Genomic DNA, 23046 nt, shown 5'->3' with positions numbered 1-23046 from the left:
ACATGTTCTACTGCGGGCCGTATGGGAAGTCACTACATACCTTTAGGTAACTTCTGTCCGATCACATATCTGGATCACCTGGTCACGGCGTCCCACGTCGGCCGGGCCCGCTCCGTCGGCACCCGGACAGGCGAGCAGAACGCGCGGTCGCAGCACCGGTCGGGCTGCAATGAACAGGTGACCGCGACCCCCGACGACTGCCTCGCGCACAATGACTGGATCTGCGGTGAGTATGTGTCCACCCGCCGTGAGATCCTCTGGGACGCCGTCCTCCAGCACCTCCAGCTCACGCTGATCGCGGTGGCGATCGCCCTGCTTCTCGCCGTCCCTCTCGCCGTCGCGGCACGCCGCTGGCGCTGGGCCGCCGGGCCCGTGCTCGGGGTGACGACCGTCCTCTACACGATCCCGTCGCTGGCGATGTTCTCGCTGCTGCTCCCCGCCTACGGGCTCTCCGCCTCACTCGTCATCGCGGGGCTGGTCCTCTACTCGCTCACCCTGCTGGTCCGCAACATCCTCGCCGGACTGCGTGCGGTGCCGCAGGAGACCCGGCAGGCGGCGCGCGGAATGGGCTACGGCCCCATCCGCCTGCTGCTCGCCGTCGAACTGCCGCTCGCGCTGCCCGCCGCCATGGCCGGACTGCGGATCGCCATGGTCTCCGCGGTCTCCCTGGTCACCATCGGCGCGATCGTCGGCTACGGCGGTCTGGGGAACCTCATCTACTCCGGAATGAACACCTACTTCAAGGCCCAGGTGCTCACCGCCTCCCTGCTCTGCGTGGTCATCGCCGTCGCCGCGGATCTGCTGCTCCTCCTCGTCCAGCGGTTCGCCACGCCCTGGACGCGACGAGGACAGGCATGAACACCCTCTCCGCCGCCTGGGACTGGCTCACCAGCGCCGCCAACTGGTCCGGCACCGACGGGGTCTGGAACCGTCTCGGCGAGCATCTGTTCCTGACCGCCGTGTGCCTCGGTCTGAGCTGTCTGATCGCCCTGCCGGTCGCCCTCGTCCTCGGACACCTCGGCAAGGGCGGCGCACTGGCCGTCAACATCTCCAACGTCGGTCGCGCGGTGCCCACCTTCGCCGTACTGGTCCTGCTGCTGCTCAGCCCGATCGGCAGTTACGGTTCCTGGCCGACGATCATCGCACTGGTGCTGTTCGCCGTTCCGCCCCTGCTGACCAACGCCTATGTCGGCATGCGCGGAGTGGACCAGGACGTCGTTCGTGCGGCCCGCGGAATGGGGATGACCGGCCGTCAGATGCTCCTCGGCGTGGAGATCCCGCTCGCCCTGCCGCTGATCCTGACCGGCGTACGGATCGCGGCCGTGCAACTGGTCGCCACCGCGACCATCGCCGCCCTCGCGGGCGGCGGCGGACTGGGCAGGATCATCACCGCGGGCTTCAACCTCGCCTCCACTCCGCAGGTGGTCGCCGGGGCGGTGCTGGTCGCGTTGTTCGCCCTGCTCGCGGAAGGCCTGTTCGAACTGGGGCAGCGGCTGGCACCCGGGTGGGTGCGGGGGAGCGGAGGATGAGGCCCCGCCACGCTCTCACGGTCGCCTCGCTGGCGGTCCTCACGGCCTGTGCGAGCGGCCCATCGCTGGAGAACCAGGGGGCGGTCACCGATGCGCCCGGCGACAGCAAGAACCTGACGATCGGATCCGCGGGCTTCACCGAGAGCGATCTTCTGGCCCAGATGTACGCGCTGCTGCTCCAGAACGCCGGCTACAGCACCGAGATCCTGTCCGTGACCAACCGGGAGATCTACGAACCCGCGCTGGAGAGCGGGCAGATCGACGTGGTGCCGGAGTACGCGGCCACCTTCGCCGACTGGCTGAACGCCAAGGCCAACGGGCCGAAGGCGGGCACCGTCGGCTCACCCGACCTCGCGGTGACGATGACGGCCGTGCGCAGGCTGGCGACGCCCCGCGGCCTCACCGTGCTCGACGCCGGGAAGGCCGTCGACCAGAACGCGTTCGCGGTGAGCGCGGCGTTCGCCGAGAAGTACGGGCTCAAGACGCTGAGCGACCTGGGCAGGTCGCGCCGGCCCGTACGGCTCGCGGCGGGTGACGAGTGCGTCCAGCGGCCGTACTGCGAGCCCGGGCTGAGGAAGACCTACGGCATCGACATCACGGCGGTGGATCCCAAGGGCGTCGGAACCACCCAGGCCAAACAGGCCGTCCAGAGCGGACAGGACCAGATGGTGCTGACCACGACGACGGACGGGACGCTCGACGACTTCGGTCTTGTCCTGCTGGCGGACGACAAGCACCTGCAGAACGCGGATTACATCGTGCCGGTGGTGAACCGCTCACGCGCCGGCAGTGCCGGCGTCACCAAGGCACTCGGCAAGCTCAACCCGGTGCTCACGACGGCGGATCTGGCGTCCATGAACGAACAGGTGGACAGCTGGCGGCGGTTGCCCCAGGACGTGGCGCGGAACTACCTGGAGTCCAAGGGGCTGCTGCCCACGTCCGGCACGTGATGGGGCCGCCCGATGTCACGCGGTACCCCACCAACGTCACGAACGGCCTGGCGCCGGAGTGGCGGGGGCCGGCGCGAGGAGCTCGACCAGTGCCGCGCGGTGGAGGTCCGCGATGGGGTGGAGAAGGTCCGGATGCCGCAACAGCGGCGCGGCACGGTGATCGCGGGGGCTCGGAACGGTCAGCCGGCGCGCACCGCCGATGCCACCGCCCGCGCCGTCGATCCCGCCCGCGCCGTGATGTGTGGCGGCCGTGCACGCAGCCGCGACGGCGGCGAGATCGGCGTCGGCCAGCAGACAGGCCGCCCAGCTGACGACGGTTTCGTCCACGCGCGTGCGCCACTCGAACTCCGCCGCCCACAGGGGATGGGCGTCGGCGCCGGTGACGGCGTCCAGCCGCCCGGAGCCGCCGGGACCGAGCAGGTCCAGCAGTTCGGCGTCCAGCGCGGTGGGGTAGCGCAGGGCGGCGGCGATGGCGACCGCATGACGCGCCTGGGCCTCGGCCAGGGCGTCGTTCAGCGGGCCGGCCGCAGGCGGGAACGCCGACAGCAGCCAGCGCGCGGAGGCGGCGATGACCGGCGAGAGATCACTGGGCATGGTGGACGGTCCTTTCCCTGTGCCCGCCGTGGTGCTGTCACCACTGCGTGGTCGGGTCGCGAGGACTCGCGTGCCCGGGGCGTGCGGGGCCGGCCAGCGTAAGGGCGTCCGCCGGAGCGCCGAAAGGATGTACGTCACAGCCGTGGTGCTGGAGCCCTCCGGGGCCTTCCGTGACCCGCGCGGGGCGGCCGCGCGTGACCACGGACACACCCGGGGAGGGTCAGGAGGCGCCGCGGCCGGCCGGGGGCTGGGCGTGCAGAGTCTCCAGGCGCCGCTGCAGCACCTTAAGGGCCCCGCGCTGTCGGCCCGGGACGCGCCGCCGCAGGGCGACGAGCCCCGGTGCCAGCGCCCGCGCCCGTACGACGTCCCTGATCTGCTCCCACTGGTGGTGCGCACGGTCGACGGCGCCCTCGACGTCGGGATCGTCGGCGGCCTGCTGCCGGGTGAGACGGGTCTCGGCGGCGGCCATCCACAACTCGCAGCTGAGGGCGGGATCACCCGCGAGCCGAGCGAGATCGGCGCGTACCTCGACCCAGTGAAGAGCCTCGGGGGAGGCGGGTCCATGGCTGCGCAGGGCCTGCTGCTCCCACGCGGCGGCGGCCGCCGCGGCTTCGTGATGCCGCCCGGCGTGGGCGGCGGCGAGGAGGGCGGGATGGGGGTCGTCACCGTCGGCGGGGCCGCTCCCGGACGCTACGCCGGGCCCCGGGGCCGTCGGGGGTGCCGGGTGCGGGCTGCTGCCGGTGGCCTGTGCGGGGAGGAGAGGCGCCGGAGCGGCGTCGGGGGAGCGGGGCGGGGGCGCAGGTGTTTCGTCCGCGACGACGTGCGCGACGGTGAGCCGCGCCGGCCGGGAGTCCGGCTGCCCACCGCCCGCGTCGACGGGCGCAGTCGCGTACGGGACGGCGGCCACGGGCGCGTACGCGCCGCCCGCCGGGGCCGGAGGAGTCACCGGGAGAGCCGCGGGCGGGAGGGTCGCGTACCCACCCCCTTCCGTCGCCCCGTTCGGAAAGGTCACAAACCCGCCATCCGCCGTCGTTCCGTGCGGCGGCGTGCCCACCGTCCGGGACAGAAGCAGTGCACCCTCCCCTCCCGACTGGAGCGCCGCCTGTTCGTGCAGGGCCGCGGGGCTCGGCCGGGAGCCGCTGCGCCAGATGGAGGCGCAGGCCGCGAGGTAGGCGGGGCCGACCGCGTCCCGGCGCTGCGGCGGCGGTGAGACGCGGCCGTACAGATGCACGCCGCCGCCCAGGCCGAGTCCCTCCCTGGCCACCCGTGTCCATGTCTCCGCGTCCGCGACCAGATCCACGATCATCGTCGTGGTTCCGGGCCGCCTGATCATCAGCTCGGCGCCGAGCCAGTGCCAGGGCAGCGCGGTGTACCGCATGGTCGAGGGTGTGGACCGCGCGAGCGCCAAATGGGGCAGGCGCTGCTTGCGGTCGAGTTGGAGCTGACCGGCGATGTACAGGAACACCGGGCCCTCCGCGGCCGCCGCCGCCCGGATCCGGGTCAGAACGGTCTGCGGGTCGAGCGGGTCCGCGAGTTCGACCACCGTCGCGGCGGGCGTCCCCGTCAGGGCGCTCGGAGGTACGGCGGCCAGCGCGGGCAGCACCGAACTCGCGTCGATCAGACGCCCCTTACCGACCGGCGCGGCCGCGATCAGCAACGCGGTACCTGGTGCCGCCGTGTCCCCTCCCGTGATCACCACACCCAGCACCGTAACCGACGCGATGCGCGCCTCCGGCCGGGTACGAGGTCGTGGGCAGGTCGCCCCGTACCTCACGGCCCGTCAATATCCCTACCTGACACGGTGTTTGGGCAACGGCACGCACGGTCATCCCCTTCGTGCTCTCGGGTTCGAGCACGTCGCTCCTCTTCGGCCTGAAATCGCCCCGACCGGCCCGCCCCGTCTACGCGTCCGACACCGAGTCGAAGTCCACCTCGTCCCGCCCCACACCCTGCGCGTCCGCGTCCACGGAACGGCGCAGCGCCTCGTGCAGCTTCGCCGGGGTGAGCACTCCGACGAAGCGTGAGCCGTCCACCACGGCGACCCACCCCGCGTCGTGCTGGAGCATCTCGCTGAACGCCTGCTTCAGCGGCGCTCCGAGCGGTACCCACGCCTCCATCCGCCGGGCCAGTTCGCCGACCGTGCCCCGCTCGCCGGCGATCGCGAGGGCGTCCGCGGACACCCAGCCGTGCAGATCGCCGCCCGGGCCGAGCACCACCGCCCAGCGGGAGTCCTCCTCACGGAGCCGGTCCGCGGCCGACCTCGCCGTCTCTTCGAGACGCGCGACCGGCGGCTGCTCCAGGTCGTGTTCCTCGATCACCGTGACCGAGAGCCTCTTCAGCCCGCGGTCCGCGCCGACGAAATGCGCCACATACGGGGTCGCCGGTGTCCCGAGCACGGCCGCCGGGGTGTCGAACTGCTCGATGCGCCCCTCTCCGTACACGGCGATACGGTCACCCATCCGTACCGCCTCCTCGATGTCGTGGGTGACCAGAAGCACCGTCTTGCGGACCGTGGCCTGGAGGCCCAGGAACTCGTTCTGCAGCCGCTCGCGCACCACCGGGTCCACCGCGCCGAACGGTTCGTCCATCAGCAGCACCGGCGGGTCGGCGGCCAGGGCGCGGGCGACACCCACCCGCTGGCGCTGGCCGCCCGAGAGCTGCGCCGGATAGCGGGAGCCGTACGTCGCGGGGTCCAGGCCCACCAGGTCGAGCAGTTCGGCCGCCCGTGCCCGGGCCTTCGCCTTCTTCCAGCCGACCAGCGCGGGGACGGTCGCGGTGTTGTCGAGAACGGTCCGGTGCGGGAACAGGCCGACCTGCTGGATGACATAGCCGATCCGGCGGCGCAGTGCGACGGGGTCGACACCCGAAATGTCCTGGCCGTCGACGAAGATGCGGCCCGACGTCGGCTCGATCAGCCGGTTGACCATCATCATCGTGGTCGTCTTGCCGCAGCCCGAGGGGCCGACGAGCGTGACCAGCTCACCCTCGGCGACCTCGAAGGACAGGCCGTCGACGGCGGTCGTGCCGTCCGGGTAGACCTTGCTGACCTGCTCGAACCGGATCATGTCCTCACGCTAGAAGCGGGTCCCCGGACGCGCACACGGGCCGCGACTGTACGAGTCACGGGCGATCACGGCCACCGGTCATTCTTGTCATGACCCTTGCAGTGGAGAGTCCGGGCTGCTATTCCATCCGGTTAGGAAAGTTTCCTTTTAGTCCGGGCCCCCTCACGAACAGGCAACGGAGACCCATGAGACCGTCAAGGAACTGGTTACGCTCACTCGGCGGCGTCGGCACCCTCGCCGCCGCCCTGCTCCTCGGCCTCACCACGGCCCCCACCGCACCGGCAGCCCCCACGGCCGCCGAGGCCCCGGAAGCAGCGGCCGCCGTCACCCACGAGGCCGAGAACGCCGTCATCTCGCAAGGAGTCGCGGAGTCCAACCACGCCGGCTTCACCGGCAGCGGCTTCGTCAACTACAACAACAGCACCGGCAGTCGCGTCGAGTGGACCGTCAGCGCGGCACAGGCGGGCAGCACCACACTGACCTTCCGCTACGCCAACGGCACCGCGGTCGACCGGCCGATGACCGTCACCGTCAACGGAGCAGTCGTGGCCGCCGGCCGGGCCTTCCCCGGCACCGGAGCCTGGACCTCCTGGAACACCGCCACCGTCACCGCCGACCTCAGGGCCGGCAGCAACACCGTCCGGGCCACCGCCACCACGGCCAACGGCGGCCCCAACGTGGACAGTCTCGCCACCGACGCTGGGGGCCCGCCGCCCGTCGGTCGGACCCCCGTGGAGATCAACGGCCAACTCAAGGTCTGCGGCACCAAGCTCTGCAACCAGTACGGCAAGCCCATCCAACTGCGCGGCATGTCCACCCACGGCCTCCAGTGGTACAACCAGTGTGTGACCACCGGCTCGCTGAACGCCCTGGCGACCGACTGGAACGCCGACGTCCTGCGCATCTCCATGTACATCCAGGAGGGCGGCTACGAGACCGACCCGCGCAGGTTCACCGACTTGGTCCACTCGATCATCGAACAGGCCACCGCGCGCGGCATGTACGCGATCGTCGACTGGCACATGCTCACCCCGGGCGACCCCCACCACAACCTGGCCCGTGCCAAGACGTTCTTCACCGAGATCGCCCAGCGCCACGGCAACAAGAACAACCTGCTGTACGAGATCGCCAACGAGCCCAGCGGAGTGAGCTGGTCGCGGATCAAGAGCTACGCCGAGCAGCTCATCCCGGTCATCCGGCAGAACGACCCGGACACCCCGGTTCTCGTCGGCACCCGCGCCTGGTCCTCCCTCGGTGTCTCCGAGGGCGCGAGCGAGACCGAGATCGTGAACAGCCCGGTCAACGCGTCCAACATCATGTACACCTTCCACTTCTACGCGGCGTCGCACGACAGCGAGTACCTCGACACGCTCTCGCGCGCGGCCGACAAACTGCCCATGTTCGTCACGGAGTTCGGCACCCAGACGGCCTCCGGCGACGGGGCCGACAACTTCACCCGCTCCCAGCAGTACATCGATCTGATGGCGAGCAAGAAGATCAGCTGGGTCAACTGGAACTATTCCGACGACAGCCGCTCCGGCGCCGTCTTCAAGGGCGGCACCTGCAACAGCAACGGCCCCTGGACCGGCACCGGGTCCCTGAAGCCCGCCGGAGTGTGGGTCCGTGACCGGATCCGGTCCGCGGACAACTTCCCGACCGGCTGACCTCCGTTCCCCGCGACCTGCGCCCGCCCATGTGATCCCATGGGCGGGCGTGGGGCGTACAGGACAGGAGCACCAGTGAGCACATACCGCCAGCCGGGAGTCGTCCTCACCGACCGGCATTTCGCCGTCCCTCTCGACCACCGCGACCCGGGCGGCGAGCAGCTCGAACTGTTCGGCCGCGAGGTCGTCGCCGGGACGCGGGGCGGTGACGACCTGCCGTGGCTGGTCTATCTGGAGGGCGGACCCGGCTTCGGTGCCCGCCGCTTCATCGGCCGGCAGGCCTGGCTCGGCCGCGCGGTGCAGGAGTACCGCGTCCTCCTCCTCGACCAGCGCGGCACCGGCCGCTCCGGCCCGCGGAACCGGCAGACGCTGACGGAGCGCGGCGGCCCCGAGGCCCAGGCCGACCACCTCGCCCGCTTCCGGGCCGACAGCATCGTGCGCGACTGCGAGGTCGTCAGACACCGTCTCACCGGCGGTGCGCCCTGGACCGTGCTCGGCCAGAGCTTCGGCGGATTCTGCGCCACGCACTATCTCTCCACCGCGCCCCACGGGCTGAGCGCCGTACTCGTCACCGGGGGACTGCCCTCGCTGGACGCCACCGCCGACGACGTCTACCGCGCCGCGTACCCCCGCATCCAGCGCAAGGTCGAGGCCCACTATGCCCGCTACCCGCAGGACATCCGGCGGGCCCGCCGGATCGCCGCCCACCTCGCCGAGCACCCGACCGACCTGCCCGGGGGCTATACGCTCACGCCCGAGGCCTTCCAGTCGCTGGGCATCCTTCTCGGGTCCGGGGACGGCAGCCACCATCTGCACTATCTGCTGGAGAGCGCCTTCGTCCGCGTGGGCCGGCGCCACGAACTCTCGGACGCCTTCCAGGAGGCGGTCCTCGCCACGCTGTCCTTCGCCGCGCATCCGCTCTACGCCGTCCTGCACGAGGCGATCTACGCCCAGGGCGAGCGGGCCACGAACTGGGCAGCCGAGCGGGTGCGCGCCGAGTTCCCGCAGTTCGACGCGGCCACGGCCCTCGCGGGCGACGGTCCGCTGTTGTTCACCGGGGAGTCGGTCCACCCCTGGCACTTCGAGGTGGATCCGGCGCTGAGGCCCCTGCGCGGATGCGCCGACGCGCTCGCGGCCCGGAGCGACTGGGAACCGCTGTACGACGCCACGCGACTGGCCGCCAACCAGGTGCCGGTCGCGGCGGCCGTCTACCACGACGACATGTACGTGGACACCGAGCACGCGCTGCGGACCGCGCGTACCGTCCGCGGGCTGCGCACCTGGGTCACGGACGAGTACGAGCACGACGGGGTGCGGACGAGCGGCTCACGGGTCCTGGACCGGCTGCTCGGCCTGGCCCGCGGGGAGCTCTGAACCCCACGGGCGCCGGGGAGGCGGAAGGGCCGCGCCGGCCGCCGGAAGGTCCCACCCGCACAGGTCGCCGAGGGGGCCGGAGAGCCCCCGCGGCCTGCCGTGAAGGTGCAACCGGACAGCTCGCCGGGCCGTGCTGACGCCAGGTCAGCGACGTATCCTGCGGCCATGAGCGCTCCCGTGACGGATCAGCTGGAACCGATGCCCGACGACTGGCACAGAGCACTGGCCGTCGTCGCGCACCCCGACGACCTGGAGTACGGCTGCGCCGCGGCGATCGCCGGCTGGACCGACGGCGGGCGCGAGGTCTCCTACCTCCTCGCCACCCGGGGCGAGGCGGGCATCGACACCATCGCGCCCGCCGAGTGCGCCCCGCTGCGTGAGCGGGAGCAGCGGGCGAGCGCGGCCGTCGTCGGAGTGTCCACGGTGGAGTTCCTGGACCATCAGGACGGCGTGATCGAGTACGGCGTCCCCCTGCGCCGGGACATCGCGGCGGCGATCCGGCGCCACCGTCCCGAACTGGTCCTCACCCTCAACCACCGTGACACCTGGGGCGGGGTCGCCTGGAACACCCCCGACCACCGTGCGGTGGGCCGGGCGACGCTGGACGCGGCCGGGGACGCCGGCAACCGCTGGATCTTCCCCGAGCTCATCTCCGAGCAGGGCCTCCAGCCGTGGAACGGTGTCCGCTGGGTCGCGGTCGCGGGTTCCTCCACGCCGACGCACGCGGTCGACGCGACCGCGGGCCTCGAACGCTCGGTCCGCTCTCTCATGGAGCACCGCAGCTACATCCAGGTCCTGACCGACGAGGATCCGCAGGAGTACTGCCGCACCTTCCTCGTCGGCAGCGCGGAAGCCGTCGGCCCGCGGTTCGGCGGCCGCCCGGCCGTCGCCTTCGAGCTGTTCGGCGGCTGACGGCGGAGGTACGCTGCCCTGGTTTCTGATGATGCGTCAGAGGGGGTGGCGGTGATCGACACACTGGACCGGGAGATCGCCGAGGGCGAGGAGCGCATCCGCCTCGACATCGCGGACGGCGTGGGCGTCCTCACCCTCTGCCGTCCCGGCACGCTGAACGGCTGGAGCTGGGAGTCCACCCGCCAACTGGGCCTGATGGCCGACCGGATCCGCTTCGACGACAGCGTCAGGGCGGTGCTGCTGCGGGCCGAGGGTCGCGCGTTCTGTGCGGGCATCGACGTCACCGCCCCCGGCGGCGGGATCACCGGCGAGTCCGCCGCGGAGCGCACCCAGCGCTACTACGAAGGCATCCGCTGGGCGCACGAGCGCTTCGCGGCCTTCGCCGGACTGCCGCAGCCGGTCGTCGCCGCGGTGCAGGGCTACTGCCTCGGTTTCGGCTTCGAGCTCGCCTTGATGGCGGACATCCGCGTCGCCGCGGACGACGCCGTCTTCGCCCTGCCGGAGGCGCGGTTGGGGGTGGCGGTGGACGCGGGCGGCGATCTGCGGATCGCGCGCGAGGCGGGCGCGGGGTGGGCCAAGTACCTGGCGCTGACCGGCCGGCGTATCGACGCGGCGACGGCCGCCCGCCTGGGTCTGGTCCAACTGGTCACCCCGGTCACCGAATTGGTCGCCGCCGCGCAGGAACTGGCCGCGGACATCGCCCGGAACGCGCCGCTCGCGGTGCGGGCCGTCAAGCGCGACATCGACGCGTTCGCGGACGCCGGTCTCGCGGAGGCGCTCGACCGTGCGGCGCTCGGCGCGTCACTCACGCTCACCTCGGAGGACTGCCGCGAGGGCTATACGGCCAAGGCGGCCCGCCGGCCCCCGGACTTCGAGGGCCGGTGAACGCGTGCCGACCCGGTTTCGGGCGCCCGAGGCCGGGGCGGTCCGCACCCCGGGCCGCGGGTCAGCCCGTGAACGGACCCCGGCCCAGCTGCTCGCGAACGGTCACCACCGGCTCGTTCACCAGCGCCCTGCGCTGCCAGTTGGCGCCGTCCACCACCAGCGTGTGTCCGGTGATCAACTGGGCGTAGGGAGAGGCCAGGAACGTCGCCGCCCACCCGATCTCCCTCGGCTGCCCCACCCGCAGCGCCGGCTGCCGGACGTCCTTGTCCTCGGCTCGGTCGAGGCCGCCCCGCAGATCGGCGCTCATGTCGTCGTGCGGCACGAGCCCCGGCACCAGGGCGTTGATCTGGATTCCGTACGGCCCCCACTCGACGGCCAGGGTCTCGACCATGTTCTGCACGCCCGCCTTGGCCGCCGCGGAGTGCACGAACCCGGGCCCGCCCGTCCAGGCGTACGACGCGCCGAGGTTGATGATGGACGCCGGTGTGCCGGCGGCCAGATGCCGGCGGCCGAACTCCTGCGTCATGAACCAGGTCCCGCTGAGGGTGATGTCCACGACGGAGCGCCAGCCGTTGGCGGACAGCTCCTCGGCGGGCACGGGGAAATTGCCCGCCGCGTTGTTGACGAGCACCCCCGGCAGACCGAAGGCGGCCTCGGCGGCATCGATGACCTCCGCTATGCGGTCCGGTTCGCGTATGTCGCACAGGGCGGCGGTGACGCGGCCGCCGAGCCCGGTGAGTTCGTCCTGCGCGGCCTTGAGCCGGTCGGCCTTGCGGCCCACGATCATGAGATCCGCGCCGAGCCGGGCGAACTCCATCGCGATCGCCTTCCCGAGGCCCGATCCGCCTCCGGTGACGATCACGCTCCTGCCCTCGAACGTCCCCTCGGGCAGGGCGGCGGCGCCGAGCGGCGGAGGTGCGGGAATGCCGAGACGATCTGTCATGAGGGCATGAGTATCCGGTGGCGGCCGAATCGTCCATGGGCGTGCGCTGATCTTTGATCTCGACGACGCCCGAGCAGGGGGCCGGAGGCTTCGGGTTTGACACATCGCCTTGCTGTTTCTGCAATGGTTCCATGAACGACGAACCTGCGCTCGATTCCGTCCTCGATGAGGTCGGTCCCCGCCTCCGCCGTATCCGCCGCGACCGTGGTGCCACCCTCGGCGCCCTCTCCGAGGTGACCGGGATCTCCGTCAGCACCCTGTCGCGTCTGGAGTCCGGTCGCCGCAAGCCCAGCCTGGAGCTGCTGCTGCCCATCGCCCGCGCACACCAGGTGCCGCTCGACGAGCTCGTCGGTGCCCCGCCCGTCGGGGATCCGAGGGTGCGGGCGAAGCCGATCGTGCGGCACGGGAGGACCATGCTGCCGCTCACCCGCCAGCCGGGCGGGCTCCAGGCGTACAAGGTCGTGCAGGAGCCGGGCACCCAGCAGCCCGACCCCCGGACGCACGAGGGCTACGAGTGGCTGTACGTCCTGTCCGGGAAGCTCCGGCTGGTGCTCGGCGAGCACGACGTGGTGCTCGGGGCGGGTGAGGCCGCGGAGTTCGACACCCGGGTCCCGCACTGGTTCGGCGCCGTCGGCGAGGGGAGCGTGGAGTTCCTGAGCCTGTTCGGGCCGCAGGGCGAGCGCATGCACGTCCGGGCCAGGCCGAAGCAGAGCTGACGCCCCGGGCGGAAGGAGGACCGAGTTCCCGGCAGAGGGAGGACTGACGCCCCGGCCGGAGCAGGACGAGGTACGCGGTGGGCGGGGGACGGCGCGGCCGGAAGGGGGCTTCCCGAGCGGCAAGCGACCGCTTAGTATGCGGACCGGAGCGCAGTACTGCCTACGGTTTGTGGAGGCCCGGAGATGCAGGCATGGCGAGTGCACCGGAACGGCGAGCCGAGCGAGGTGATGCGGCTCGAAGAGGTGGACCGGCCCACGCCGGGCGACGGGCAGCTTCTGCTGAAGGTCCGCGCCGCGAACATCAACTTCCCCGACGCGCTGCTGTGCCGCGGCCAGTACCAGGTGCGTCCGCCGCTGCCCTTCACGCCGGGCGTGGAGATCTGCGGCGAGACCGAGGACGGCCGCCGGGTCATCGCCAACCCCGCCCTGCCGGACGGCGGACTCGCGGACTACGTGGTGGCCGACGCCGCTGCCGTGCTCCCCGCCCCCAAGGCGCTCGACGACGCCGAGGCCGCCGCCCTGCACATCGGCTACCAGACGGGCTGGTTCGGGCTGCACCGCCGGGCCGCGCTGCGGGCCGGTGAGACCCTGCTCGTGCACGCTGCCGCAGGCGGCGTCGGCAGCGCCGCCGTCCAGCTCGGCAAGGCCGCCGGTGCCCGGGTGATCGGCGTCGTCGGCGGCGAGGACAAGGCCCGCGTGGCCCGGGAGCTGGGCTGCGACGTGGTCGTCGACCGCCGCACCGACGACATCGTCGCCACCGTCAAGGAGGCGACCGGTGGCCGGGGCGCCGATGTGATCTACGACCCGGTCGGCGGTGACGCGTACGCCAAGTCCGCGAAGTGCGTCGCCTTCGAGGGCCGCATCCTCGTCATCGGCTTCGCGAGCGGCGCCATCCCGAGCCCCGCGCTCAACCATGCGCTGGTGAAGAACTACTCGATCGTCGGCCTGCACTGGGGCCTGTACAACCAGAAGGATCCGGCCGCGATCCTCGCCTGCCACGAGGAACTGACCAGGCTCGCCGCCGAAGGCGCCGTCAAGCCGCTGATCAGTGGACGGGTCGCGATGAAGGACGCCGCCGACGCGGTCCAGCGCGTGGCCGACGGCACCACCACCGGTCGTCTGGTGGTCATTCCGGAAGGAGCCGCCCGATGACGGACGCCGCCGAACTGCGCACCCGCGCGGAGGAGTTGCTGGCCGCACACCCACCGGCCACCACCGACCGCACCACCTTCCTCAAGGCCCGTTTCGACGCCGGCCTCGCCTGGGTCCACTACCCGAAGGGCCTCGGCGGACTCGACGCGCCGCGCTCGCTTCAGGCCGTCGTGGACGCCGTGCTGAACGCCGCCGACGCGCCCGACAACGACCCGCGCCGCATCGGCATCGGCCTCGGCATGGCGGCCCCGACGATCCTCGCGTACGGCTCGAAGGAGGTGAAGGAGTGCTTCCTGCGGCCGCTGTGGGTCGGCGACGAGGTCTGGTGCCAGCTCTTCAGCGAGCCGGGCGCGGGCTCCGACCTGGCGGCGCTCGGCACCCGGGCCGTGCGCGACGGCGACGACTGGGTGGTGAGCGGACAGAAGGTGTGGACCTCCAGCGCCCATGTGGCGCGCTGGGCCATTCTCATCGCCCGCACCGACCCCGATCTGCCCAAGCACCGCGGCATCACCTACTTCATCTGCGACATGACCGACCCCGGTGTCGAGGTGCGTCCGCTGCGCCAGATCACCGGCGAGGCGGAGTTCAACGAGGTCTTTCTCTCCGATGTGCGCATCCCCGACGCACACCGCCTCGGCGAGGTGGGCGAGGGCTGGAAGGTCGCGCAGACGACCCTGATGAACGAGCGCGTCTCCATCGGCGGCAGCCGCATTCCCCGCGAGGGAGGCATGATCGGCCCCGTCACCCGGACCTGGCGCGAGCGCCCCGAACTGCGCACGCACGACCTGCACCAGCGTCTGCTGACCCTGTGGGTCGAGGCGGAGGTCGCCCGCCTCGCCGGCGAGCGGCTGCGCCAGCAGCTCGTCGCCGGCCAACCGGGGCCCGAGGGCAGCGGTATGAAACTCGCCTTCGCCCGGCTCAACCAGGAGATCAGCGGCCTGGAGGTCGAACTGCGCGGCGAGGAGGGCCTGTTGTACGACGACTGGACCATGCGCCGGCCCGAACTGGTCGACTTCACCGGCCGTGACGCCGGCTACCGCTATCTGCGCTCCAAGGGCAACTCGATCGAGGGCGGCACCAGCGAGGTGCTCCTGAACATCGTCGCCGAGCGCGTACTCGGGCTGCCGTCCGAGCCGCGCAACGACAAGGACATCGCCTGGAAGGACCTCGCCCGATGACGAAGGCGCCGACGCGGAGCACCCAGCCCGACCTGCTCTACTCCGAGTCCGAGGACGACCTGAGGGCGGCCGTTCGGTCCCTGCTCACCGACCGCGCCGACACCGCAGCGCTGCTGACGGGGGCCGAGGCCGGCACGCCGTACGACGCGGGGCTCTGGAAGGCGCTCGCCGCCGACATGGGCGCCGCGGGCCTGCTCGTCCCGGAGAAGCTGGGCGGCCAGGGGGCGAGTCACCGTGAGGCGGCCGTGGTCCTCGAAGAGCTCGGTCGTCAGGTGACTCCCGCGCCGTATCTGACCAGTTCGGTCATCGCGACCGAGGTACTGCTCGCGCTCGACACCCAGACGCGGGAGGTCGCCGACCTGCTGGCCGCGCTGGCGTCCGGCCGTAGGGTGGCCGTACTCGCCGTCCCGCTGTCTGCCTCCCCGTACGGGCCGCTCGCCGCGGGCACGTCCCGGGTCTCCGGTGTCGCCGACGCCGCCGCCGCCGATGTGTTCCTGGTGCTGCGGTCCGACGGCCTGTACGCGGTCGAGGCCGGGGAAGCCGGCGTCGAGGCGCAGACACCGCTCGATCTGACGCGGCCTCTCGCGGCTGTGACCGTCTCCGGCACCGCGGCGGCCACCCGGCTCGCGGGCTCCGAGGCCGCGGAGGCGGCAATCCGCCGCGGACTGCTCGCCGGGGCCGGGCTGTTGGCGTCCGAGCAGCTCGGCGTCGCCGAGTGGTGCCTGGAGGAGACCGTGCGGCACACCAGGGAGCGCCATCAGTTCAACCGGCCGATCGGCTCCTTCCAGGCGCTCAAGCACCGCATGGCACAGCTGTGGCTGGAGGTCGTCTCGGCCCGCGCGGCGGTCCGCAACGCGGCCGACGCCCTGGCCACCGGCAGCCCCGAAGCGCCTCTCGCGGTCGCCGTCGCCCAGTCGTACACCTCCCGGGTCGCGGTGCACGCGGCCGAGGAGTGCGTCCAGCTGCACGCGGGCATCGGCATGACCTGGGAACATCCTGCGCATCTCCACCTCAAGCGGGCCAAGTCGGACTCGATCGCACTCGGTACCGCGGGCAGCCACAAGGAGGCTCTGGCCGAACTGGTCGACATCGAGACTCCGTAGGCCGCCCCCGCACCGCCTTGCGGACCTGCGTACTCCACTCCTCGCGGCGTGCTGTTTAATTGCGAATCGTTCGCAATAACAGTGGATCTTCATTAGGGGAGTGGGTCATGTCCGCCCGATCGATACGAAGGCCGGCCGCAGCGACGCTGGCCGCCGCGCTGACCTTCGGCGCGGCGGCCTGCTCCAACCCGGACAGCGCCACGGCCGGCAAGAACGGTGACAAGGACTCCGCCGTCGTCGGCATCGCGTACGAGCCCGAGAGTCTCAGCCCGTTGCTGGGTTACGGCAAGGACGGCAACGCGAAGATCTTCGACGGACTGCTGGCCCTCGACCGCGGGATGAACCTCGAACCCGCACTCGCCGCCGCGCTGCCGCGGATCAGCGAGGACCGGCTGACGTACACCTACAAACTGCGCCAGGGCGTGAAGTTCAGCGACGGCAAGCCGTTCGGCGCCAAGGACGTCGTCTTCACCTACCGCACCATCCTGGACAAGAAGACCAACAACGCCTCCAAGTCCGAGCTCGACGCCATCAAGGACGTCGAAGCCAACGGCGAGGACACCGTGGTCTTCACGCTGAAGTACCCCTACGCGCCCTTCGCCGAGCGCACCGTCCTGCCCATCGTCCCCGAGCACGTCGTGGCCGGGCAGGACGTCAACACCGGCCCGTTCACCACCAAGCCGATCGGCACCGGGCCCTACGTCCTCGCCGGATGGTCCAAGGGCGAGAAGATCAGCTTCAAGGCGAACCCCCACTACTGGGGCGGCGAGCCGAAGGTGAAGAAGTTCACCATGGCGATCATCAAGGACGACGACGTCCGCGCCACGCGACTGCGCGCGGGCGACCTCGACGGCGCGATCCTGCCGCCCAACCTCGCCAAGGGTTTCACGAGCGACCGGGCGAAGAAGACGTACGCGGCCACGACGTACGACTACCGGACCGTCACGCTGCCGACCCACAACAAGGTCGCCGGCGACATCGCGATCCGTCGGGCGCTCGACGTCGCCGTCGACCGGCAGACCATGGTCGACAAGATCCTCGAGGGCGCCGGCAAGCCCGCCTACGGTCCCGTCCCCACCGGCAGCGAGTGGTTCACCAAGGGCACCGAGCGCCCCCACGACCTGGCCCGGGCGAAGAAGATCCTCGACGACGCCGGCTGGAAGCCCGGCGAGAACGGGATCCGCGAGAAGAACGGCGTGCGCGCCGCGTTCCCGCTCTGGTACCTCGCCGGTGACAAGCTCCGCCAGGAACACGCCCTCGCCTACGCCTCCGACGCCAAGAAGGCCGGCATCGCCGTCACCACACAGGCCGGCACCTGGGAGGTCATCGAGCCGCGGATGAAGGACGACGCGGTCCTCGCCGGCGGCGGCGCCCCGGCCGACCCCGACTTCGACCAGTACCTGCTGCTGACGTCCTCGTTCGGCGGCGACGGCTTCAACAACATGGCCCGCTACGACAACCCCGCCGTCGACGCCGCCCTGGTCGAAGGCCGCAAGAGCGGCGACAAGACCGTACGCAAGGCCGCGTACGACACTGTGCAGCGCGAACTGGTGAAGAACCCGGGCTACACCTTCCTCACCCACATCGACCACCTCTACGTCGTCGCCGACCGCTGGGACGGACTGACCACCCAGGTCGAGCCGCACGACCACGGGCTCGCCTCCGGCCCCTGGTGGAACGTCGAGGACTGGACCCCGAAGCAGTGACCCGCCGCCTTCCCTGGGAGGCGATGGCGCGGATGGCGGGGCGGCGGGCACTGTTCGCCGCCCCCGTGCTCCTCGTCGTGACCTTCGGCGTCTTCGCCGTCGCCGCCGCATCTCCCTTCGACCCCGTCAAGGCGTACACCGGCACCGCCGGACTGACCGCCACCCAGGAGAACCTGGACCAGATCCGCGCCAACCTCGGCGTCGACCAGCCGCTCGTCACCCGCTGGTGGAACTGGCTGATGTCCGCGCTCCAGGGCGACCTGGGGAACTCCAGCGTCCTGCGCAGGCCCGTCGCCGAGGTCGTCGGCGAGCGGATCGGCTGGTCGGCGCTCCTGGCCGTCACCGCGTTCGCCGTCGCCATCCTGCTCGGTACGGCACTGGGTGTACTGGCCGCCCGCCGCCGCGGCGGCTGGCTGGACCGTTGCGTCAGCTCGGCCGCCTACACCCTCGAAGCGGCCCCCGCCTTCTGGCTCGGACTGCTCGCCATCTGGTTCTTCGCCCTCGAACTGGGCGTCCTCCCGGCCGGCGGACTCACCGACACCGCCAGCGACGTTGTCACCTTCGGCCAGGTCGCCTCGCACCTGGTCCTGCCCGCGGCCGTCCTCGGCATCTCCCAACTGCCCTGGTTCTTCCTGTACGTACGGCAAGGGGTCGCCGACGCGCTCGACGAGGACCCGGTGCGCGGCGCCCGCGCCCGCGGACTCGGCGAGCCGACCGTCCTGCTCGGTCACGCGCTGCGGTCCGGCATGCTGCCGATGCTCACCCTCATCGGCTCGCGCGTGCCCGAACTCATCACGGGTGCGCTGCTCGTGGAGACGGTCTTCAGCTGGCCCGGCATCGCCGCCGCCACCGTCCAGGCCGCGACCTCGGTCGACTTCCCGCTGCTGGCCGCGCTCACGGTCCTCGCCACCGCCGCCGTGCTCGCCGGCAACCTCCTGTCCGACGTGCTGTACGGCCTCGCCGACCCGAGAGTGGGCTTCGATGGCTGAGGCAGTGTGGCGCAGTCGCGGGCGCACCCGGCGCTCCACCCGCACCGTCCGGGTCTCCGTCTCCGCGATTGTCGTGACCGCGGTCGTCCTCGCGGTCCTGGTCGTGCCGCCGATCGCGCAGCTCGACGAGCAGGCGGTCGATCTGTCGATGAAGCTGCGACCGCCGTCGCCCGCCCACCCCTTCGGTACCGACGACGTGGGCCGCGACCTGTTGCTGCGCTGCGTCTACGGACTGCGGATCTCACTGCTCGTGGGCGTCGTCGCGGCGCTGGTCGCCACCGTGATCGGCACCCTGGTGGGTGCCGCCGCCGCGGCCTTCGGCGGCTGGACCGACCGGCTGGTGATGCGGATCGTGGACACGTTCGCCTCCGTGCCCCATCTGCTCCTCGGCATCTTCATCGTGGCGATGTTCCGCCCCGGGGTCTGGCCGGTGATCGTGTCCGTTGCGCTCACCCACTGGCTGTCCACCGCCCGCATCGTCCGCTCGGAAGTGCTGTCCCTGCGCTCCCGTCCGTACATCGACGCGGCGATCTCCGGGGGTGCCTCGCGTTGGCGCGTCACCGCGCGGCATCTGCTGCCGGGAGTGCTGCCCCAGGCCGGCCTCGCGGCCGTCCTGATGGTCCCGCACGCCATGTGGCACGAATCCGCGCTCTCCTTCCTCGGGCTCGGACTGCCCGCCCACCAAGCCAGCCTCGGCAACCTCGTCCAGTCCGCCCGCGGTTCCCTCCTCGCCGGCGACTGGTGGCCCACCCTCTTCCCCGGGCTGTTCCTGATCGTCCCGACGCTCGCCGTGGCGGGCCTCGCGGGCGCCTGGCGGGAGCGGATCAACCCGCGCCGGCGATCGGAGCTGATGCTGTGACCGTGCTGTCCGTACGGGACCTGTCCGTACGCTTCCGGATGCGCGGCGGCCGGCACATCGCCGCCGTCACCGGAGCGACCTTCGACCTCGCCGCGGGGGAGTGCCTGGCCCTCGTCGGCGAGAGCGGCTGCGGCAAGTCCGTGCTCGCCTCCGCGCTGCTCGGCCTGCTGCCGGGCAACGCCCAGACCGCCGGCACCGCGACCGTCGACGGAATCGAACTCCTCGGCGCCGACGAGCGGACCCTCGCCCGCACGGTGCGCGGGCGCAGGATAGGCCTCGTACCGCAGAGCCCGGCCGCCCATCTCACCCCGGTTCGTACCGTCGGAGCGCAGATGTCGGAGACCGTGCGCGCGCTCACCAGCACACCGCGCGGCGAGCTGCGCGAGAGCGCCGTCGTCGCGGCCGAACGGGCCGCCTTTCCGGCCGGCCACCTCGACCGCTACCCGCACGAGCTGTCCGGCGGCCTCGCCCAGCGGGCCGCGACCGCGCTCGCGCTCGTCGGCGACGCGCCCCTGCTCCTCGCCGACGAGCCGACCACCGGGCTCGACCGCGATCTGGTGAACCGCACGGCCGACGAACTCCGCCGCCACACCGACGAGGGCCGGGCCCTGCTGATGATCACCCACGATCTGGCGGCGGCGGAACGGATCGCCGACCGGGTCGCCGTGATGTACGCCGGGCGGATCGTCGAACTCGCGCGCGCCGACGCCTTCTTCGGCAGCACCGGCCCCCGCCACCCGTACGCCCGAGGACTGCTCGCGGCGCTCCCCGAACGGGACTTCGTCCCGATCCACGGGCTGCCGCCGGAGCTGGGCGACCTGCCGCCCGGGTGCGCTTTCGCCGCGCGCTGCGAGCGCGTGAGCGAACGCTGCGGGACGCAGCCCCTCCTCGGCGCGGGAGTCGCGTGCCACCACCCCGTGAACGCCCCCGACGACCGGGAGCCCGCCCGTGTTTGAACTGCAGGAGATCACCGCCGGGTACGACCGCGGCCGCCCCGTCGTACGCGACGCCTCACTCACCCTCGCGCCCGGTGAGGCGGTCGGCCTCCTCGGCCCCAGCGGCTGCGGCAAGTCCACCCTCGCCCGCGTGGCCGCACTGCTCCACCGGCCCTACGGCGGCCGCGTCGTCATCGACGGCGAGCCCGCCCGCGGCTGGCGGCACACCGCCCCGCGGGCCCAGCGCACCGCGATCGGCGTGGTCTTCCAGCAGCCGAGGCTCTCCGCCGACCCCCGGCTGCCGCTGCGCGATCTGATCGCCGAACCGCTGCGGGCGACCGGCAGACGTGAGGAGGCCGCCCGGCGGACCGGGGAACTGGCCGACCGGGTGGGACTCACCGGGGAACTGCTGGGCCGCCGTCCGCACGAGGTCAGCGACGGGCAGCTGCAACGCGCCTGCCTCGCCCGTGCGTTGGTGCTCGAACCGCGCTGGCTGATCTGCGACGAGATGACCGCCATGCTCGACGCCTCGACAACGGCCGCGCTGGTCGCGGTCGTCGAGGACTACCGCCGTGAGCAGAGCGCCGGCCTGCTCGCCGTCGGTCACGACCGGACTCTGCTGGAGCACTGGTGCGACCGGACAGTGCACTGGTCCGAGGCCTGGACCCGCTGAGCCACGCCAGGCGGGTGCGCCCCGGCACCAGCACCAGGTGACGGGTGGCCGAACTCTTGGTGCAGCACTGCCTATCAGCGGCGGGCCGGGCTGATACTCGAGTGTCCCTCCCGACCCCACGAGCCCGGAGGCACCACTGTGCTGACCACCCGTCGCAGAGCCGTCACGACCCTCGCCGCCGCGCTGGCCGGCGCCGTCGCCGTACCCACCGCCGCGCAGGCGGCCGAGAACCGGGGCGGGCAGCACCGCCCGCGGCCGCTGCGGCAGGCGCACGCCCACAACGACTATCTGCACGAACGGCCGCTCCACGACGCCCTGTCGCACGGATTCACCAGCCTGGAGGCCGACATCTTCCTGGTGAACGGCGAGCTGCTCGTCGCGCACACCCCGGAGGAGCTCGACCCCACCCGCACCCTGCGCTCGCTCTACCTCGACCCGCTGCTGGCGCGCGTGCGGGCCAACCACGGCTCGGTGTACCGCGGTGACGACAAGCCGGTGCAGCTGCTCGTCGACATCAAGACCGACGGCGTCGCCTGCTACCTCGAACTCGACCGCCAGCTGCGCCGCTACAGCCGGATGCTGACGGGCTACGCGCACGGCCGGGTCCGCCCCGGCGCCGTCACCCCGGTCGTCTCCGGCGACCGCGCGGCGCGCGTGCCGATGGAGGCCCAGCGGCAGCGGTACGCGTTCTACGACGGCCGGCTCGACGACCTCGCCACCGCAGTGCCCGCCTCCTTCATCCCGCTGATCTCCGGCAACTGGACGTCGAGCTTCACCTGGCAGGGTGTGGGCCCGTTCCCCGCGGCCGAACGCGCCACGCTGCACACGCTCGTCTCCGCGGCCCACGACCGCGGCCGGCGGGTCCGCTTCTGGGCCACACCCGATGTGCCCGGCCCCGCCCGCGACGCCGTCTGGTCCGAGCTGCTCGCCGCCGGCGTCGACCACCTGAACTCGGACGATCTGGCGGGTCTCGAAACCTTTCTGCGCAGGCGCGGCCGATAGCCGGACACTCCCGCAGACTGCACCCGTACGGCGGACACGCCAGTCGGCCGTACGGGCCCTCCGCTGCGCCAGACTGACGGCCGAATGCCGCGGATCCGGCGCGGCGGAGGAGGTTGACGATGGCTGTGTCGATTTCGGTCGTACTGCTTCTGGTGGTCCTCGCGGTGATCTTTCTGCGCAACGGCGGACTCAAGCTCTCGCACGCGATCGTGTGCTGCCTGCTCGGCTTCTTCCTCGCGGGCACGAGCATGGCGCCGACCATCAGCGAAGGCGTCGCCGCCACCGCCGAGGTCGTCAGCAGTCTGCGGCCCTGACCGGCCCGGCGTGCCCGGCCGGTCAGGCGCCGACGAGATGTGACCGGATAAGGAACCGCACCCCCTCCGGGGCCTCCAGCGAGAATCCGCTGCCGCGGCCCTCGACGACATCGACGACGAGCCGTGTGTGGCTCCACCGTTCGTACTGGCTCCTGGAGATCCAGAACGAGATGTCCTCGTCGACGCCCTCCACCCGAAGGTCCGCGAGAAGGATGTCGGAGGACCCCGTACGGAACTCGCCTCGCGGGTAGCACATGGGGGCGCTGCCGTCGCAGCAGCCGCCCGACTGGTGAAACATCAGCGGTCCGTGTACGGCGCGCAGCCGCCGCAGCAGATCGGCGGCGGGCGGGGTCAGCTCCACGCGCGGGGTCTCGGTCATGCGCCGAGCGAAGCACGGGGGAGGTTGCAATCCCGTTGCAGAGCGCCCGGCTGATCCCTCGGACGGCATCCGGGGTTGTCATACCTGTGGAATCCGGCCACATCACTGGTGCAGGATGGTCCGC

Annotated in this window: 23 protein-coding genes; 18 read left to right on the top strand and 5 right to left on the bottom strand. The window is 71.9% G+C overall.

What is annotated here, in order from left to right:
- Positions 1-177 precede the first annotated feature (177 nt).
- The 3 genes from ABTX78_RS22235 to ABTX78_RS22225 are packed head-to-tail and all read left to right on the top strand — an operon-like array spanning position 178 to position 2479.
- Positions 178-858: an ABC transporter permease gene (locus ABTX78_RS22235; protein WP_352208517.1), complete on the top strand. Its 681-nt coding sequence runs from the start codon at positions 178-180 to the stop codon at positions 856-858.
- The gene (locus ABTX78_RS22230) at positions 855-1529 is read left to right on the top strand and encodes an ABC transporter permease (RefSeq protein WP_352208516.1); all 675 of its coding nucleotides are present in this window, start codon (positions 855-857) and stop codon (positions 1527-1529) included. The genes ABTX78_RS22235 and ABTX78_RS22230 overlap by 4 nt, the downstream gene beginning before the upstream one ends.
- Positions 1526-2479 carry an ABC transporter substrate-binding protein gene (locus ABTX78_RS22225; protein WP_352208515.1) on the top strand — a complete coding sequence of 318 codons (954 nt, stop codon included), beginning with the start codon at positions 1526-1528 and terminating at the stop codon, positions 2477-2479. The genes ABTX78_RS22230 and ABTX78_RS22225 overlap by 4 nt, the downstream gene beginning before the upstream one ends.
- 36 nt (positions 2480-2515) lie before the next feature.
- Here the strand turns inward: ABTX78_RS22225 and ABTX78_RS22220 are convergent, their stop codons facing one another.
- From ABTX78_RS22220 to ABTX78_RS22210, 3 genes are all read right to left on the bottom strand, one after another.
- Complete coding sequence (locus tag ABTX78_RS22220; RefSeq protein WP_352208514.1) at positions 2516-3073, bottom strand: hypothetical protein; 558 nt, start codon at positions 3071-3073, stop codon at positions 2516-2518.
- Between the two features lie 220 nt (positions 3074-3293).
- Positions 3294-4772 carry a hypothetical protein gene (locus tag ABTX78_RS22215; RefSeq protein ID WP_352208513.1) on the bottom strand — a complete coding sequence of 493 codons (1479 nt, stop codon included), beginning with the start codon at positions 4770-4772 and terminating at the stop codon, positions 3294-3296.
- Positions 4773-4974: 202 nt separating this feature from the next.
- Complete coding sequence (locus ABTX78_RS22210; protein ID WP_352208512.1) at positions 4975-6138, bottom strand: ABC transporter ATP-binding protein; 1164 nt, start codon at positions 6136-6138, stop codon at positions 4975-4977.
- Between the two features lie 185 nt (positions 6139-6323).
- Between ABTX78_RS22210 and ABTX78_RS22205 the strand changes: the two genes are divergently transcribed.
- The 4 genes from ABTX78_RS22205 to ABTX78_RS22190 all read left to right on the top strand — a co-directional run bounded on the left by ABTX78_RS22205 (position 6324) and on the right by ABTX78_RS22190 (position 10973).
- Complete coding sequence (locus ABTX78_RS22205) at positions 6324-7802, top strand: cellulase family glycosylhydrolase (RefSeq protein WP_502993925.1); 1479 nt, start codon at positions 6324-6326, stop codon at positions 7800-7802.
- Positions 7803-7877: 75 nt separating this feature from the next.
- Positions 7878-9176: an alpha/beta fold hydrolase gene (locus tag ABTX78_RS22200; protein WP_352208510.1), complete on the top strand. Its 1299-nt coding sequence runs from the start codon at positions 7878-7880 to the stop codon at positions 9174-9176.
- Between the two features lie 165 nt (positions 9177-9341).
- Entirely contained in the window at positions 9342-10088 is a 747-nt protein-coding gene (locus ABTX78_RS22195) for a PIG-L deacetylase family protein (protein ID WP_352208509.1), read from the top strand.
- 51 nt (positions 10089-10139) lie between these two features.
- Positions 10140-10973 (top strand): enoyl-CoA hydratase/isomerase family protein, encoded by an 834-nt coding sequence (locus tag ABTX78_RS22190; protein WP_352208508.1) that lies wholly within the window; start codon positions 10140-10142, stop codon positions 10971-10973.
- 61 nt (positions 10974-11034) lie between these two features.
- On the opposite strand, the gene ABTX78_RS22185 is transcribed toward ABTX78_RS22190, so the two are convergent.
- Positions 11035-11916 carry an SDR family oxidoreductase gene (locus ABTX78_RS22185; RefSeq protein WP_352208507.1) on the bottom strand — a complete coding sequence of 294 codons (882 nt, stop codon included), beginning with the start codon at positions 11914-11916 and terminating at the stop codon, positions 11035-11037.
- A 131-nt stretch (positions 11917-12047) separates the two neighbouring features.
- On the opposite strand from ABTX78_RS22185, the gene ABTX78_RS22180 reads away from it, so the two are divergent.
- From ABTX78_RS22180 to ABTX78_RS22130, 11 genes are all read left to right on the top strand, one after another.
- Positions 12048-12632, top strand: coding sequence for a helix-turn-helix domain-containing protein (locus ABTX78_RS22180; protein WP_352208506.1), 585 nt, complete (start codon positions 12048-12050; stop codon positions 12630-12632).
- Between the two features lie 183 nt (positions 12633-12815).
- A complete protein-coding gene (locus ABTX78_RS22175; protein ID WP_352208505.1) occupies positions 12816-13784 on the top strand; it encodes an NADPH:quinone oxidoreductase family protein in 969 nt (322 codons plus the stop codon).
- Positions 13781-14962: an acyl-CoA dehydrogenase family protein gene (locus ABTX78_RS22170; protein WP_352208504.1), complete on the top strand. Its 1182-nt coding sequence runs from the start codon at positions 13781-13783 to the stop codon at positions 14960-14962. Before ABTX78_RS22175 ends, ABTX78_RS22170 begins: the two co-directional genes overlap by 4 nt.
- On the top strand, positions 14959-16065 hold the full coding sequence (locus ABTX78_RS22165) for an acyl-CoA dehydrogenase family protein (protein WP_352208503.1): 1107 nt from the start codon (positions 14959-14961) through the stop codon (positions 16063-16065). Before ABTX78_RS22170 ends, ABTX78_RS22165 begins: the two co-directional genes overlap by 4 nt.
- A gap of 107 nt (positions 16066-16172) precedes the next feature.
- Positions 16173-17771: an ABC transporter substrate-binding protein gene (locus ABTX78_RS22160; RefSeq protein WP_352208502.1), complete on the top strand. Its 1599-nt coding sequence runs from the start codon at positions 16173-16175 to the stop codon at positions 17769-17771.
- Positions 17772-17794: 23 nt separating this feature from the next.
- On the top strand, positions 17795-18760 hold the full coding sequence (locus ABTX78_RS22155; protein WP_352208580.1) for an ABC transporter permease: 966 nt from the start codon (positions 17795-17797) through the stop codon (positions 18758-18760).
- A complete protein-coding gene (locus ABTX78_RS22150) occupies positions 18753-19619 on the top strand; it encodes an ABC transporter permease (protein ID WP_352208501.1) in 867 nt (288 codons plus the stop codon). Before ABTX78_RS22155 ends, ABTX78_RS22150 begins: the two co-directional genes overlap by 8 nt.
- Positions 19620-19657: 38 nt before the next feature.
- Positions 19658-20575, top strand: a complete 918-nt coding sequence (locus ABTX78_RS22145) for an ABC transporter ATP-binding protein (RefSeq protein ID WP_352208579.1) — start codon at positions 19658-19660, stop codon at positions 20573-20575.
- Positions 20568-21227, top strand: a complete 660-nt coding sequence (locus tag ABTX78_RS22140) for an ABC transporter ATP-binding protein (RefSeq protein ID WP_352208500.1) — start codon at positions 20568-20570, stop codon at positions 21225-21227. The genes ABTX78_RS22145 and ABTX78_RS22140 overlap by 8 nt, the downstream gene beginning before the upstream one ends.
- Before the next feature lie 138 nt (positions 21228-21365).
- Positions 21366-22229, top strand: coding sequence for a phosphatidylinositol-specific phospholipase C/glycerophosphodiester phosphodiesterase family protein (locus ABTX78_RS22135; protein ID WP_352208499.1), 864 nt, complete (start codon positions 21366-21368; stop codon positions 22227-22229).
- Between the two features lie 119 nt (positions 22230-22348).
- Positions 22349-22543 carry a hypothetical protein gene (locus tag ABTX78_RS22130; protein ID WP_313942687.1) on the top strand — a complete coding sequence of 65 codons (195 nt, stop codon included), beginning with the start codon at positions 22349-22351 and terminating at the stop codon, positions 22541-22543.
- A 22-nt stretch (positions 22544-22565) separates the two neighbouring features.
- On the opposite strand, the gene ABTX78_RS22125 is transcribed toward ABTX78_RS22130, so the two are convergent.
- Entirely contained in the window at positions 22566-22922 is a 357-nt protein-coding gene (locus tag ABTX78_RS22125) for a DUF779 domain-containing protein (protein ID WP_352208498.1), read from the bottom strand.
- Positions 22923-23046 lie beyond the last annotated feature (124 nt).

It is taken from the genome of Streptomyces sp. NPDC096193, assembly GCF_040302905.1.
Classification (GTDB): domain Bacteria; phylum Actinomycetota; class Actinomycetes; order Streptomycetales; family Streptomycetaceae; genus Streptomyces.
Note: the sequence above shows the minus strand (reverse complement) of the source record. Positions and strands in the feature narration are given on the sequence as shown.

Coding starts and splice junctions, on each gene's coding strand:
- ABTX78_RS22230 (WP_352208516.1), top strand. CDS start 855: ATGAACACCCTCTCCGCCGCCTGGGACTGGCTCACCAGCGCCGCCAAC.
- ABTX78_RS22225 (WP_352208515.1), top strand. CDS start 1,526: ATGAGGCCCCGCCACGCTCTCACGGTCGCCTCGCTGGCGGTCCTCACG.
- ABTX78_RS22220 (WP_352208514.1), bottom strand. CDS start 3,073: ATGCCCAGTGATCTCTCGCCGGTCATCGCCGCCTCCGCGCGCTGGCTG.
- ABTX78_RS22210 (WP_352208512.1), bottom strand. CDS start 6,138: ATGATCCGGTTCGAGCAGGTCAGCAAGGTCTACCCGGACGGCACGACC.
- ABTX78_RS22205 (WP_502993925.1), top strand. CDS start 6,324: ATGAGACCGTCAAGGAACTGGTTACGCTCACTCGGCGGCGTCGGCACC.
- ABTX78_RS22195 (WP_352208509.1), top strand. CDS start 9,342: ATGAGCGCTCCCGTGACGGATCAGCTGGAACCGATGCCCGACGACTGG.
- ABTX78_RS22185 (WP_352208507.1), bottom strand. CDS start 11,916: ATGACAGATCGTCTCGGCATTCCCGCACCTCCGCCGCTCGGCGCCGCC.
- ABTX78_RS22180 (WP_352208506.1), top strand. CDS start 12,048: ATGAACGACGAACCTGCGCTCGATTCCGTCCTCGATGAGGTCGGTCCC.
- ABTX78_RS22175 (WP_352208505.1), top strand. CDS start 12,816: ATGCAGGCATGGCGAGTGCACCGGAACGGCGAGCCGAGCGAGGTGATG.
- ABTX78_RS22170 (WP_352208504.1), top strand. CDS start 13,781: ATGACGGACGCCGCCGAACTGCGCACCCGCGCGGAGGAGTTGCTGGCC.
- ABTX78_RS22165 (WP_352208503.1), top strand. CDS start 14,959: ATGACGAAGGCGCCGACGCGGAGCACCCAGCCCGACCTGCTCTACTCC.
- ABTX78_RS22160 (WP_352208502.1), top strand. CDS start 16,173: ATGTCCGCCCGATCGATACGAAGGCCGGCCGCAGCGACGCTGGCCGCC.
- ABTX78_RS22155 (WP_352208580.1), top strand. CDS start 17,795: ATGGCGCGGATGGCGGGGCGGCGGGCACTGTTCGCCGCCCCCGTGCTC.
- ABTX78_RS22150 (WP_352208501.1), top strand. CDS start 18,753: ATGGCTGAGGCAGTGTGGCGCAGTCGCGGGCGCACCCGGCGCTCCACC.
- ABTX78_RS22145 (WP_352208579.1), top strand. CDS start 19,658: ATGCGCGGCGGCCGGCACATCGCCGCCGTCACCGGAGCGACCTTCGAC.
- ABTX78_RS22130 (WP_313942687.1), top strand. CDS start 22,349: ATGGCTGTGTCGATTTCGGTCGTACTGCTTCTGGTGGTCCTCGCGGTG.
- ABTX78_RS22125 (WP_352208498.1), bottom strand. CDS start 22,922: ATGACCGAGACCCCGCGCGTGGAGCTGACCCCGCCCGCCGCCGATCTG.